Genomic DNA, 15092 nt, shown 5'->3' on the forward strand with positions numbered 1-15092 from the left:
ATTTTCATCCCCTTCAGGTTGCGAACCCCTTTTTACCGACCAGGGTACAAGCAAGTAGTGCGATCAAAAGCAGAACAATCGTCGCCCCTGGTGCCAAATTGAATACTCCAGCTAATATAAGACCCGCAATGACCGCAATTTCCGATATAATGACTGACAATATAATGGAAGTACGAAAGCTTTTCGCAACTAGAAGACTGATCGCAACCGGAATCGTCAGAAGCGCAGATACAAGCAGTGCCCCTACAATTTTAATCGCTGTACTTACAACCAGTGCCGTGAGTATCGTAATGACCATATTCATCAAACTGACAGGAAGACCGCTGACGCTCGCAGCATCTTCTTCAAAGCTTAACAGAAATAATTCCTTAAATAACAAGCCTACGACTACAACCACAATGAGTGTAACCCCGCCAACCATGAAAAGATCCATCGCATCGAGTGTATATATGCTGCCGAATAAATAGCTCATTACATCGGTATTATACCCCATTCCCAGTGTGAAAAAGAGGGAGGCTAGCGCAATTCCTCCGGACATGATAATAGCAATGGACAACTCCGCATAGCTTTTGTAAGCCTTTCTGAGTTTCTCGATTGCAAATGAAGCCACAACAGCAAAAACGAGTCCTACAGCCAGCGGATATACCTCGATCAAAAAGCCAAGTGCCACTCCCGCGATTGTAACATGGGACAATGTATCTCCAATCATGGACAATCTTCTCAGCACCAGAAAGATACCGATAAGCGGTGCTGTTAGCCCAATCAAGACGCCGCCTAGAAGCGCCCGCTGAAAAAAATCACTTTGTATGATGTCAAGCAATACTAACGTCTCCTTCTTGTGCTTTACATAAATAGATTTAGATAAGTGTATGCTGTAAATCCTGCTCTTTACAGTTCTCGATTTCATGGGAATGTCGAACGAAAAACTGTATTTTACCGTTGCGCTGAACAGGTGAATCCCCTAAATAATCCTTGACCATGTCCAAATCGTGCGTAACCATTAAAAAGGTCATGTTATGATGGGCGTGCATATGCGTAATCAATTCAAAAAAGTTCGCCTGGGTTTCAGCATCTATACCGATAGTGGGCTCATCCAAAATAAGAAGATCCGGACGATTAATGAGCGCTCTGGCAAGAAATACGCGCTGCTGTTGACCCCCGGACAATTGGCCTATACGTTTGTCAGCAATGTCCTGAATCCGCATCACTTCAAGCGCGTCATCGCATTTTTGCTGCTGCTTTCGTCCAATCCGGCGAAACATATTTTTTCTGTTATATAATCCCGACATAATAACCTCGCGAACGGTAGCAGGAAACAAAGGATTAAAAGCGTTCTTCTGCGGAACATACCCTATACGCTCCCAATCCCGGAATTTACGTATCGGTTGCCCGAACAGCTCAACACTGCCTTCTGCGGCAGGCAAAAGCCCAACGATCATTCGTAGCAAAGTCGTTTTACCCGCTCCGTTAGAACCTACGATACCAACAAAGTCACGTTCTTTGACGGCAAAATCAAGGTTTTTAATCACCTGCTGTTCCCGATAAGAAAATGATATATCTTTCAATTGTACAATCGTTTGATGGCAATCCTGAGCTGCCAGCATCATACCTTGGCCGCCTTTCCATATCTTATTTTGTCTAGCACTACAGTATGTTTTGTACATCCCTTTTATTGTAAAGCTTTGATTAAATTTTGCAAATTTTTCTCCATCAAGGTAAAGTAATTGTCTCCATTTTCCTGCTGCTGCTTCGTTAACCCTTCTATAGGATTAAGTACGAGCGTTTCTGCGCCGGTTTCCGAGGCCAATGTTTTCGCAAGCTTGTCTGAAACCAACTCTTCAAAGAAAATATATCGAATTCCTTTTTCTTCAATTAATTTTTTTAGTTTCACCAGATCTTGAGCTCTCGGTTCAGCATCTGGAGATAACCCCATAATAGCGTGCTGTTCAAGATTGTAGTCTCTCGTCAAATAGCCAAACGCCTGATGTGACACAACAATTTCATGTTTAGGCAGACCAGACAATTGTTCCGTAAACGTCTCGTCCAGCTTCTCTAGCTTTTGCTTCAGTCCAGCATACCGCTGCTCATATCCTTCAGCATGATTCGGATCAATCTCTACAAGGCTGTCTCGAATGTTCTTAGCCATAATTAAAGCCGACTTCGGACTGACCCACGTATGCGGATCTACATGATGATTTTCTCCATCTCCATGATGATGACCATCATCGCCATCAGAAGCAATCAGCTGAATGCCCTTGCTAACTTCCACAGGCTTTACCTGAGAATCCTGATCAAGCCCTTTTAAAAAGCCTGGAACCCAGCTTTCTAGGCCAGCACCGTTATACAAAAACAACTGCGCCTTCGACGTGTTCACGATATCTTGACTCTTCGGAGTCCAATCATGCGGTTCTACACCGGCAGAAAGCAGGCTGATGACATTAACTTCATCCCCACCGATCTCTTTCGTAAATTCATAAATCGGATAAATCGTCGTAACGACATTGATTTTGCCTTCAACGATCCCTTCTGATTTGCTCCCGCAGCCAACAAGAACGAATAAAAATACCAGCATCACAATAACATAGCATGTAGCTGTCCTATGTTTCATCTTTTTTGTACACTCCCGATCCTATGTTAAATCGTAAAAATTACTATTAAGATTATAAGAGTATTTAAAAGATTCTGTCAACCTAATCGTAAAAATTACTATTAAAAGGTTTGCAGTAAAGAAAACTAAAGGCCGAGTATTGGGTGGAAAAAGCATCCCCTAACTCGACCTTTTTTAACGATCATCCATAAATTTTTATTTTATTTAACCACGGCTCCGTTTGGCATATGATCCGGTACCGTTGCCAGCGTGAGAGTGTTTCCTTTCGAAGCCGCTAAAACCATTCCCTGTGACAGCTCCCCTCTTAACTTGACCGGCTTCAGGTTAACGACACAGATGACTTTGCGGCCAACAAGTTCTTCCGGCTTGTAAAATTTCGCAATACCGGATACGACCTGGCGCTGCTCATAACCGAGATCAAGTTGAAGTTTAAGCAACTTGTCTGCCTTTTTTACCGGCTCAGCCGAAATGACCTGGGCAACACGCAGCTCCACCTTAGAAAAGTCTTCAATGCCGATCTCTTCTTTGTGCTCAAGCACCTCATCCGGCTCTGCGGTCTGTTGAGATTTTGCCGGCTCTTCGCAAGCTTTGGCCCCTCCAGTCATCGCTTCTACAATGTAAGCAACTTCCTGCTCGACATCCAGACGCGGGAAGATCGGTTCCCCTTTTACAAGCTTCGTTCCCGCCGGAATCATTCCAAGCGTTCGTCCGCTTTCCCAAGCAGTCAGCTCGCCTTCTTGAATTCCGAGTTGTTCCCAGATTTTGCGCGGTGTACGAGTAAGAAACGGCTGCAACAGAATTGAAATCACTCGCAAAGACTCCACCAAATGACTCATAACTGAGGCAAGCTCCTTACGCTTGCTATCATCCTTAGCCAATACCCAAGGCTGTGTTTCATCGATATACTTATTGCTGCGGCTCACAAACTGGCCAATTGCTGTCAGCGCTACGGATAATTCCAACTTTTCCATAGCTTCCTCGACCTTATCATAAACTTCTTTTGCCGCTTCTTCGATCGCAGCGTCAAAGGAAGTTACCCCAGCTTTAAAAGCAGGCACTTCACCGTCAAAATATTTGTAAACCATCGCCACGGTACGATTCAACAAGTTACCGAGGTCGTTGGCCAAATCAGAGTTCACGCGCTCTACAAAGCTCTCAGGAGTAAAAGTACCGTCCGCACCAAATGGAACCTCGCGCAGCAAGTAGTAACGAAGCGCATCGAGCCCGTACCGATCGATCATCGTAACCGGGTCTACAACATTCCCTTTGGACTTCGACATTTTGCCGTCTTTCATCAAGAGCCAGCCGTGGGCAAACACTTTTTTCGGCAACGGTAAATCCAGCGCCATCAGAATAATCGGCCAATAAATCGTATGGAAACGGACGATCTCTTTACTCATTAGATGCACATCAGCCGGCCAATATTTGTCATACAGAGAGCTGTCCTCCGTCCCATATCCAAGCGCGGTAATATAGTTCAAAAGCGCATCGATCCATACATAAATGACATGCTTCGGATCGCTTTTCACCTTAACTCCCCACTCATAAGTAGTACGTGAAACGGCCAGATCCTCAAGTCCCGGTTTGATAAAGTTGTTAATCATTTCATTCTTACGAGAAATCGGCTGAATGAAATCAGGGTTTTCTTCATAGTACTGAATGAGGCGGTCTACGTATTTGCTCATCCGGAGGAAGTAGCTTTCCTCCTTGACCAGTTCTACCGGTCTGCCGCAGTCCGGGCAATTTCCGTTTACAAGCTGACGCTCCAGGAAAAAAGATTCACAAGGTGTACAGTACCATCCCTCGTAATCGCCTTTATAAATATCACCCTGCTCAAGCAAACGCTCAAAAACATCTTGAACAACAGGGGTGTGACGCTCTTCCGTCGTCCGGATAAAATCCTCGTTCGAAATGTCGAGCTTCTTCCATAAATCCTTGATTCCCGCCACAATGTCATCCACAAACTGTTGAGGTGTCTTGCCTGCCTCCGCCGCTTTACGCTCAATCTTCTGACCGTGCTCATCGGTACCGGTCAAATAACGAACGTCATATCCTTGGAGCCGTTTATAGCGTGCAAGAGCATCGCCTGCTACAGTCGTATAAGCATGACCAATATGAAGCTTATCGCTCGGATAATAGATTGGGGTCGTAATGTAAAACGTCTTCTTTTCTGCCATAGTTCATCCCATCCTTTTTTAAAATACAAAAAAACCCTCGCCCCTTATGGGACGAGAGTTGTTCTCACGTGTTACCACCCAATTTCCCTGCATCCTTACGGATCACAGGCTCACCCGGTCATCTTTCAATAAAGATAACCGTCCATTAACGCTGGATCACGCCGCTTCCTTACGCCAGAAAATTACTGGATCGCTCAAAAGCAGTTCCTCCAAGACCATTTTCCGAAATTCGCCCAGACCGGTTTGCAGCTCCCCCGGCTCTCTGTACAAGGCTTGCCTCTCGTACTTATCTCTTCCTCGGAAATCATGATATAACATCAATATAATCAACGAACTCTAAGGTGTCAAGGCCGCTATTCCTTCTCTAAAGTCTCCATCGTCTTTGAAGAACCTTTCCGAGGGGGGACCAGATCTATACCACCCGCATGGAAAGGATGGCAGCGGGCTATTCGTTTGGCAGCCAGCCACGAGCCCTTCAATGCTCCATGGACTTCGATAGCTTCAAGAGCATAGGCAGAGCAGGTCGGATAAAATCGGCACGTAGCAGGCTTTAAAGGCGATATAAATTTACGATAGAAATGGATCGGAACCTGAACAACACGCCCTGCTGTCAACTTACTCATCGTGCCCGGCCAGCTTCCCTTCGCCGCATGATGCATGATTCTGTAACAAAGAGGACTTCTTCATAACCGAATCATCATTCGCACAGTCTTTACAATATCCGAATACCTCGAATTTATGCTGAACCACCTGAAAATCCTTCGGTCCATCCGTTACCTGCATCGGACAGAATTTGATCGGATAAGTCATCTGACACTGCAAGCAGATCATATGATGGTGATGATGATCTTCACTGCAGCGCGCTCTAAATTTAATTCCCTCTTCAAACACAACCTGCTCCAGCACACCAAGCTCGTACAACACCCTTAAATTGCGGTACACCGTATCAAAGCTGAGACCGCTGTATTTCTTGCCCATATATTCATATACATCCTTGGCCGTTAAATACCCCTGATGCTCTCCAAACAATTTGGCAAGCGTCTTGCGCTGATCGGTGATGCGCAGCCCGTTCTCGGACATACCGTCTATGATCTGTTCCGTCGTCAGCATACGCAGTTAGCCTCCTGATATGTCTTATTATCTTCTTCTAATAATGCATGAAAAAAACCGCCTCGTCAAACAAAGCTAGCCCCAGATCATATGAACCTGAACCTTTTTGAACTTTAAACTAAAAAACCCCCAGGCTTCTGCTGTTGCAAGAAACCCGGGGGACACTGCTATCGTATTATGGAATTGGAATTGACGTTTAATTCGTTTTTAGCTCCGGCAGCGGTGTGAACAGAAAGTTAATCGGCAAACTGCTGCCTGGTGCGGCTGTAAACACAATCTCTATAGACTGCTCATATTTTCCTGTCCGATATAAGATCGTTGCCTCATTAGGTGCGGTTGATGCGCCGATGCTTGGCGCACCAATAATGTGCCCGTTAACCATAACAACGCCCATATATTTACCTCCGCGCGGATTTAAGGAGATCAACGTATTCGGAGCCACACGGTTCAACTTAATGTGATACAGGACACCGAAATTACCTGCATTGGTCGTTTCGTATCCGGTAATCCCGTCGTAACCTATCAAATTCGGATCATGTGTTTTGTCTCCGATCGCCAAACGACCAGGTGTACTGCCAATCAGCTCGTTCGATTCTATATAGATGGTTGAATCTTCATATGTCCCTCGGTTGTGGACTCCGTCAGTCGGATGAAGTCTCAAATAAGGCAGCTTATGAATCGGATCTTTGCTTTGCTCAATCAATACGATATCATATTGAATCGGTGCATCGGAATAAAGATCGGCAAACATAGTAACAACCTGTCCATTTTGAATCGCTTGGGCGCTCAGATCTTTCAATATCACTTTACTTTCACCAGGCTTGAGTCTTGTCAGCTCATAATCCTCACCGCTCTGGATGGATTCTAAGTATCGCTGAACGGCCGCTTTACCGGTAGCGGTCGGAATGTTGCTTGGACCCCCGAATCCGACATGCTCTGTTGTTAACGTTGCCGTCGATGAACTTTTGTTCGTAGCTACAACATGCATCTTCACTTTTCTGCCTGTCGCATTGAGATGATGGATCATAAACCTTACGTCTCCCTCTACCGTCTCACGATATACAACGCCTTCAGTATACACTGTTTCCGGGCTGTTGCTACGAATCAGTGTACGCGAGTCAGAGGTTCTGTTAATCGGAATCAGATTCATGGAAGGTACTTTAGAGCCGTCAAAGTAATATTCCTCACCGACCGGGGCGAACAGTTGGTAAAACTCCTCCCGGCTGTACAAGGTTTCCCCCGTAATGATGATCGTTTTCTCATAATAGCTCTTCGCACCATGCTTGTCCGTTACCGTTAAACCGACCTTTACGGGTCCAGGTGTAAAAAATGCCAATGCATTATTATCCCAGTCCCGATTTACAATCGCATTCTCATCATCGGTGCTCTGATCGATATAAGTGATTTTCTCACCCATTTTGTATTCTTCTTTATCCGTTGTAAACATCGCGACAGGTGGCTCGTTCGGGACCATTACCTCAATGGTTACGGAATACGGATCACTCCATTCTCCGCTTGAATCCTGTACATAATAAGTAATTGTATGAATACCCGGTTCTGAAAAGATTTCCTCCCGACCTTCCCATCGCTCGTTCACAATTTGAAGTCCAGTTGGGGAATATGCATTCGTCTTATATTTAACCGTTGTCTCTCCTGCAAAAATTTTATCATTCGTTACCGTAAACGAAGCGACCGGCTTGGTTCCCAAATTTAAAATGATACGTTTGTTCTTATTATCCACTCTATATGGAATACCCAGCGCTTGTGTAATGGATGTCAGCGGAACCATAAACGTATTGTTGGTCTGATACGCAGCACCCTTCATAGCAGTCTTAACTCCATTAACCGTATAATACTTGCTGTCTGTCTTAAACCTCAGTTCATCAGCTCCGCGCATAATGATCGTTTCTTTCGTTTTGCTATTATAAGTTAGCTGGAGACCGATGCGATCGACCAGAGAACGGATGGCAACATAGGACACGCCATTCTTCACAGCCATCGGCTGAGCGGCCTTATAGTATTTGCCATTATGATACATATCAGCGCTGTTCATCATTAAAACAAGACCAGGCTCTTGGTTGATCGGCGGTTGGGGAGCCGTACTTCCTTCCTCAGGATCACTTCCATGATCGCTGTTGCTTATTCCAGACAGATCCAATATGACTTTCTTCTCCGCCTGGTTTACTTTATAAGGAATATCCAGGGCTTGTGTAATTGCAGTAAGAGGAACCATGAACGTACCTTTATAATTATAGGCAGCTCCCTTCATTTTCCGGGACTCCCCGTTTACTTTATAGGTGCTGCTGTCCGCTTTAAAACGCAGTTCATTTCCGTCTTTTATAACAATGGTCTCTTTGGTCGTATTATTATATGAAAATTCCAAACCTACACGTTCAACCATCGCACGGATCGAAACATAAGACACGCCCTTCTTGACAGCCATCGGCTGAGCAGCCTTATAATGCTTGCCATTATGGTACATATTAGCACTGTTCATCATCAGAACAAGTTCATTACTGGAAGAAGTTGATACAGCGCTTGATTGAAGTAGATGGGTAGGAGCAGATTGTTGATCCTCCGGCTTCTCCTGCTCGACATCATTGTCCTTTTCTTGCTCTTCAGTTGCAGACTCACGTGTCGAGTCCGATTGAGACTTCATCTCATCGGTCTTTCCGCTTGCTTGATTCTCAGATGAAGCAGGGTCCTTAAGGCTCGGGTCTAAGTCTGGTTCAGCGTTCTTCTCTGATGAAGATTCTTCTTCTGAGGATGTATTGCCTGGCGTCAACAACTGGTTTGCTGCAGGCTCAGAGGCGGATTCGCTTGGTTGTACCATTTCTTGAGATTGCTGCTGTTCTACATTTCCGCTATTCTCTGCCTCGGGTTGGACCACAACTTGTCCGGGCACTACGATAGCAGAAGACTGCGCACTTACAGGCATGACCGTAGACGCTTGCGCTACTGCAAGTGCTGTGATGATCGACATTCTCTTAAAATTCATTCTCTGCTCCTTTACTCCTGGATATTTTTGATTCTTGCTTTCTAAACAGACATACTATTAGACGCCACGCTTCGGTAAAAGTTTCTATTTTAGGGGCAAAAAAAAGAAAGCCTTGGATTTTTTCTGCATAAACAGGAAACCAAGGCCTCTTAAATATATAAGTCTATAGAAATAAATTATGCCTTTGTACCTAACAAGTGCTTGTCATTCAGGCTTACTGGAAGACGGCCTTCCGGCTCTACTTCGCCATATAACACCCCTGCCAAAGCATCCATATAATGCGGCGTATTTTCATAACAGCACAGATAGGTTGAAATATCAGGAAGATCATTCAAATCGTAAGGGTTGCGTGTGGAAGCTACAATCAATTTAACTCCTTCCAGCTGCCCTAACTTTTCAACCAGTTTTCGCTGCCCTTCCGGAAGTTTGCTCTCCGATGTATAGGTTGCAACCACGATTTGCCGATAACCTTTCGCCCCCTGAACTGCACGCTCCACTTCTTCATCCGACAGCTCCATGCCAACCCGAATCTCCTCCACTTGCTTACCACGGGCCTTAACGGCATCACCTAGTGTGTATGAGCGGCTCCAGGCTTCATCTACCTGAGTGGCACGCAGCAGCTCCGGCCAAAACACCAGTAAGGATTCATCCTGTTGTAACGGCAGTTGATTGCTCTCACGAACGAGCGTAATCCCCTTACCTGCGATTTCAGACAACAACCCTTTCGCCTCTTGGCTTATAGAAGCGATATCGGCTGCTGGCAGGTTGATTGCTGTATGAGCGTTTCTCATCTTAAGCGTCAATATGCGTTCAACCGAAGCATCGATTCGTTCCTCCGAAATCCGTCCGCTGCGTACCGCGTCTATAACAGCCCGGATAGCCGCTTCCTGATCCTTCAGCGTATGACTGACCAATACGCAGTCTGCTCCAGCTTCGATGGAGCGGACCGCCCCCTCTGGGATACCGAATTCTTTTGAAATCGCATGCATCTCCAAGCAATCGGTAATGATCAGACCGTGAAAACGCATTTCTTCCCGAAGCAAGCCTGTGAGCACTGCATGCGACAGCGTTGCTGGTATGCCGCCCGGTTCAATGGCCGGGAAGCTCACATGTGCAGTCATGATTGCGTCAACTTCATTTTCTATCGCTTTCTTGAACGGGTATAGCTCCACCTGCTCCAAACGAGCCCGGTCATGCGGAACAGCAGCCAATCCTAAATGAGAATCCACACTCGTATCGCCATGACCCGGAAAATGTTTAGCTGTCGCGGATACCCCTTCTTCCTGATAAGCTTTAATAGCGGCTAAACCATGAGTAGCTACGGCCTCTGGATCTTCTCCAAATGAACGAACTCCAATGACAGGGTTTAACGGATTGTTATTAATATCAAGACAGGGAGCAAAGTTCATATTGATTCCTAGTGCCCGAAGCTCTTTGGCGCCAATTTTTTCAACCTGATAGGTATAGTCCTGATTTCCGGTTGCTCCAAGGGCCATATTACCCGGAATTCGGCTGATCCCCTCATGGTCGATTCTGGCTACCATACCACCTTCCTGGTCAATCGCCACCAGCAGGGATGGTTGACCGCTGGATGCTGCTAATTCCTGCAGTGATGAGGAAAGCTTGGAAAGCTGCGGCAGAGTTTGCACATTTCTTCGGAAATATACAATACCGCCGACATGATAATCATGAATGAGTTTTTTGGCGTGGTCATTAGGTGTAAGTGAATCAAATCCGCATATAAACATCTGTCCGATTTTTTGTTCCAAAGATAAACTTGATACCTTCCAATCCATAGTACACAACCTGCCTTCCAAATAATTTTAAATAATACTAATAACAATCTATATCACTGAAGTGCTTCCACATACTTCACGGAACTCCGATGGGGTCATCCCCGTCGATTTCTGGAATACTTTCGTGAAGTAACGCCGCTCATGATAACCGACAAACGCTCCGATCTGGGCGATATTTTTATCACTGTTCGTCAGAAGGAACTTGGCAGCCTCCATCCGCTGCTTCGTCAAATACTCAACAAACGTAAAGCCGACATGATTTTTAAACAACAAGCAAAAATAACTGGAGCTGATTCCAAGATAATCCGATAATTCCTCAATGCCTAAGTCGGCTCCCAAATTGGTATTGATATAATCCAAAGCGGAAGTCATCAGCTGTTCCGGAGTTTTCTTAACCGTATCAGGGTCTGGCTCACTTTCGATCAGAGAAACCGTTTTTAAATATTTCTCTTTTAACTGCTTTTTACGGATTTCCTCTCCGATCTCACGAATGCGCTCTTCCAGCTCAAAATAGTGTATCGGTTTACTTATGTAATCCTTCACCCGAAGTTTAATGGCCTCCCTTGCATACTCAAACTCCTGATAGCCTGTCAGCAAGAAGATTTCTGCCGTGCTTCCATTTTCCCGCAGCTTTGTAATAAAGGTTAAACCATCCATTAGCGGCATACGGATATCAGATAGAACAAGATCCGGATCGTGCTCCTTCGCAATCTCCAGAGCATCCATGCCGCTTCGAGCCAGTCCAACTACTTCCATCCCCATGTCTTTCCATGGGATGACCTTGTTGAGATTGTTCAAAATAGGTGCTTCATCATCCACTAGTAGAACCTTTATCATGTCCTTCCCCCCCGCCGTAATTAGGTATGACACAATGTATTATCGTTCCTCCAGGCTGACTTGAGCATATGAACAGGCCGTAAACCTCTCCATACTGGATTCGAATCCGATCGGCAACACTGCGAAGCCCAAGTCCGCGACGTTCATGATTTACTTTCAGGTCTTCCGCTGATGACTGCGACAGTTCTTCCTCCTCTGGTACCATATACTCAAACATCGAGAGCTGCTCGGAAGTCATTCCCAGCCCGTTATCCTCAACATGTATGATCAGGTTACCTCGCTCACTCCAGGCTTTGATCGTGATCTTACCTTTATAATCAATACCTTCAAAACCATGTTGGATGCTGTTTTCTACTAAAGGCTGAAGCGTCAGTTTGATGATTCGACAGGATAACAGCTCTTTAGGAATGTCAATCTCATAATCAAATATATCTTCAAAACGGAATTTTTGAATCTCCAAATAGCTCTTTAGATGCTTGATTTCTTCTTCCAATGTGATTTCTTCCCTGTCCTGAATGCTGATCCGTAAAATACTGGCCAAACGATAAACCATCTCGCTCACCTTTCGGCCCTCATTTTGTACAGCAAGGACATTGATCGACTCCAGCGTATTAAATAGGAAATGCGGTTTAATCTGAGCCTGCAGCACCCGCATATGTGCTTCGGTCTTCAAACGCTGCTCGTTACGAATTTGAGCAAACAGCATGTTGATCCGGTCCATAAGGTCGTTAAAACCCCTTGATAGAAGAAGCAACTCATCTTCGCCCTTCTCTTCCACTCTTGCGCTAAAATCTCCGTCCTCGACACGCCGCATAAAGCGAACAATAATCGCAATCGTGCCCGTAATCCGGTTCATAAAAAATTTATTGAATACAATTGCAGTAACAAGACAGAGACCAAGAATGACGATAAACCATTTGGCAAATGAGGTAATCTCCCTGGAAAGAGTATCCCAATTCGTCACAGAAACGAGACTCCAAGGATGGCCTTCCAGTTTATGAATGGAAACGATGCTTTCTTCGCCATCAAATTCTGATTTAAAGCTCTGATATTCCAAACTATAATCAATCTGATCTTCCATGAGAGCGCTTATATTGTCCCCATCACTTTGTTCTTTGGGATCAAGCAGGATGAGCCCTTCATCGTTGACCAGCAAAAATGATGTATCTTGCAAATTGTTAGGCAGTGTTAAATTCCGAAAAATCCGATCAAATTCAAGCCGCTTAATTTGAACGACAAGAATCCCTTCTTTTCGAAATGTCTCCATGTTCTTTACAAGACGAATTTGAGTGAAAACTTGTTCGGTCCCTGTAAACTCAGGATATTCATTCGGACCGATCCATTTCGGGACGCCGTTTAACTCAATAACTTCTTCATACAAAGGAGTTTTCTTAAATTCCTCAAACGGAAGTGTGCCGAAATTTTCTTTGGTAAAGATCGGAACATGACTTGATTTTTTGTCCATATTGTACAAAAACGCATAGCTGATCGCCGGGTGATTATACAGCATGTTGCGAAAGTTCCGCTGACTCGCATTCAAATTGAGCTGATTTGAATTGGCAATGTAATCCTGGGAACCGGGATCATCGGATTTCAAAGCAGTTATAAAAACCGACGATACGATTCCCGTATCGGTTACGTTTTCTATCTCATCAAATACATTCAGAATGCTATAGCTGATCGCTTTTAATGAATACTCCGCTTGTTGACTGTATTTTTTCTCGATAGAATTATAAGTGACGAAGAAGGTAAATAAACCCAGTACAAGCAAAGGAATGATGATGAGTCCCAAAAATGCCGTAAACAACTTGCTCCTCAGGTTCATACCCTATCCCCTATTTCATCTTAATGTTATCCTTTAACACTGCCAGCGGTAACACCCTCGATAATCTTCTCTTGTAGAATAGCATAAATAATAAGGACAGGCAGGACACTAAATACAATTCCAGCTGACATCTGAGCGTAGTTCGTATTGTAAGCATCCCGGAATCCGACCATACCTACAGGCAATGTTCTCAGCTCATCGTTGGATAAAAAGTAGTTGGCCAACAGGAACTCGTTCCAGTTGCCGAGAAAATTAATAATGAACACAGTAACGATGGCAGGAACTGTTAGAGGTAATACAATCTTAGCAAACAACCCCCCTGATCTCAATCCATCCATAACAGCTGCCTCTTCAATTTCTCCCGGTATAGAGCGCATAAAAGCCGCAAGAATGATAACGGAAAACGGTATGGCATTGGCCACATAAGGTAAAATAAGTGCCATATGTGTGTTTAAAATATCGAGCTTTTGCATAATTCCATAAATCGGAAGAAGAAGCGAGTTGTTTGGGATAAGCATGCCGAGCAAAACGAGCTGAAAAATAATAGCGCTGATGCGTTTATATCTCATGCGCGTCACGGCAAAAGCCAGCATCGCCGCAAACAGAATCGATAAACATGCCGCAAGCACGCCTATATATAAACTGTTAAAGAAATAGGTGCTGATTTTTGCATTGACCCAAGCATTCACATAGTTATCCAGCGTGAACATTTCCGGTAATCCGAACGGATTTGATGCGATCGCCTGGTTATCTGTTTTCACTGAAGAAAATAGAACGAACAGAAAAGGATACAATATGACAAGCAAGTAAGCCATTAGAAAAATATGTGGTGTTAGTTTTTTAACTGCTCTCATCAGTACTCAATCCTTTCCGTCCGTCTGGCAATCAGAAGCTGGTAGGCGACGGTTACGATTATAGTAAATACAAAGATCAATACGGCAATCGTATTGCCGAAGCCATGCTGGAAGCTTGTAATCGCATATCGAATCATATAAGTTGCCATTACATCTGTAGAACCTGCAGGACCGCCTTTGGTCATAACAAGCACGATATCTGCTGCTTTCATCGCTCCTGCGATGGACAGCATGATCACGACCGAAATAATCGGCATGATCAGCGGCAGCGTAATTTTGCGGGCCCGCTGAAATCCGGTCGCACCGTCTATGGCTGCTGCTTCATCCAATTCTTTAGGTATCGAAATAATCGCGGCAAGTACCATCACGATATAAAATCCGGTCCATTGCCAAGCGTTCGTTATCAAAATGGCAATCATGGCCCATTTCTTGTCAGACAGCCAGTAGATCGGGTCCACTCCAAACAATCCTAGAAACTCATTCATTAAACCGAAATCCGGGTTGTAGATGAATCCCCACAAAATACCGATTACAGCTGTAGACATGATGGACGGAGCAAACACAGCTGTTTTATATAACCCCTTCAGCTTTTTTACATTGGCAATAAGCAGTGAAAAGATAATAATAATCGGAACTTGGATAAAACATGAAAACAATATGAAGTACACGTTGTTTCTAACCGATTTCCAAAATGCTAAATCTTCAAAAGCTCTCGTATAGTTATCAAAACCGATATAGTTCGATGTTTTAGAAATACCGTTCCAGTCTGTAAAGCTGTTATCGATCGCCGTGTAGATCGGGTAAATAAAAAAAGCTAGGAATAGTATGAATGCTGGCAAAACAAACAGAATGTAAATCAGAGGATTTCTCAGCGCTTTGTTCATGGT

General features: G+C 44.5%; 12 protein-coding genes. All 12 read right to left on the reverse strand.

Features of this window, described 5'->3' with window-relative positions; all coding sequences use genetic code 11:
- Nucleotides 1–13: 13 nt before the first annotated feature.
- Complete coding sequence (locus tag C8268_RS13220; protein WP_106768105.1) at nucleotides 14–820, reverse strand: metal ABC transporter permease; 807 nt, start codon at nucleotides 818–820, stop codon at nucleotides 14–16.
- Between the two features lie 37 nt (nucleotides 821–857).
- Entirely contained in the window at nucleotides 858–1607 is a 750-nt protein-coding gene (locus tag C8268_RS13225) for a metal ABC transporter ATP-binding protein (protein ID WP_106768106.1), read from the reverse strand.
- A gap of 62 nt (nucleotides 1608–1669) precedes the next feature.
- Nucleotides 1670–2608 carry a metal ABC transporter substrate-binding protein gene (locus C8268_RS13230; RefSeq protein ID WP_199794848.1) on the reverse strand — a complete coding sequence of 313 codons (939 nt, stop codon included), beginning with the start codon at nucleotides 2606–2608 and terminating at the stop codon, nucleotides 1670–1672.
- Nucleotides 2609–2808: 200 nt separating this feature from the next.
- Nucleotides 2809–4785 (reverse strand): methionine--tRNA ligase, encoded by a 1977-nt coding sequence (metG, locus tag C8268_RS13235; protein WP_106768107.1) that lies wholly within the window; start codon nucleotides 4783–4785, stop codon nucleotides 2809–2811.
- A 353-nt stretch (nucleotides 4786–5138) separates the two neighbouring features.
- A complete protein-coding gene (gene yidD, locus C8268_RS13240; RefSeq protein WP_106768108.1) occupies nucleotides 5139–5408 on the reverse strand; it encodes a membrane protein insertion efficiency factor YidD in 270 nt (89 codons plus the stop codon).
- Entirely contained in the window at nucleotides 5401–5895 is a 495-nt protein-coding gene (locus C8268_RS13245) for a Fur family transcriptional regulator (protein ID WP_234032791.1), read from the reverse strand. The genes yidD and C8268_RS13245 overlap by 8 nt, the downstream gene beginning before the upstream one ends.
- A 196-nt stretch (nucleotides 5896–6091) precedes the next feature.
- The gene (locus C8268_RS13250) at nucleotides 6092–8893 is read right to left on the reverse strand and encodes a copper amine oxidase N-terminal domain-containing protein (RefSeq protein ID WP_106768109.1); all 2802 of its coding nucleotides are present in this window, start codon (nucleotides 8891–8893) and stop codon (nucleotides 6092–6094) included.
- Nucleotides 8894–9069: 176 nt separating this feature from the next.
- Nucleotides 9070–10689 (reverse strand): beta-N-acetylhexosaminidase, encoded by a 1620-nt coding sequence (gene nagZ / locus C8268_RS13255; protein ID WP_106768110.1) that lies wholly within the window; start codon nucleotides 10687–10689, stop codon nucleotides 9070–9072.
- Nucleotides 10690–10737: 48 nt separating this feature from the next.
- Nucleotides 10738–11526, reverse strand: coding sequence for a response regulator transcription factor (locus tag C8268_RS13260; protein ID WP_106768111.1), 789 nt, complete (start codon nucleotides 11524–11526; stop codon nucleotides 10738–10740).
- Nucleotides 11501–13351, reverse strand: a complete 1851-nt coding sequence (locus tag C8268_RS13265; RefSeq protein ID WP_106768112.1) for a cache domain-containing sensor histidine kinase — start codon at nucleotides 13349–13351, stop codon at nucleotides 11501–11503. Before C8268_RS13265 ends, C8268_RS13260 begins: the two co-directional genes overlap by 26 nt.
- 26 nt (nucleotides 13352–13377) lie before the next feature.
- Entirely contained in the window at nucleotides 13378–14205 is an 828-nt protein-coding gene (locus C8268_RS13270; RefSeq protein WP_106768113.1) for a carbohydrate ABC transporter permease, read from the reverse strand.
- Nucleotides 14205–15089 (reverse strand): carbohydrate ABC transporter permease, encoded by an 885-nt coding sequence (locus C8268_RS13275; RefSeq protein WP_106768114.1) that lies wholly within the window; start codon nucleotides 15087–15089, stop codon nucleotides 14205–14207. Before C8268_RS13275 ends, C8268_RS13270 begins: the two co-directional genes overlap by 1 nt.
- Between the last annotated feature and the right edge of the window lie 3 nt (nucleotides 15090–15092).

The organism is Paenibacillus faecalis (assembly GCF_900289175.1).
Classification (GTDB): Bacteria; Bacillota; Bacilli; order Paenibacillales; family Paenibacillaceae; genus Paenibacillus_AQ; species Paenibacillus_AQ faecalis.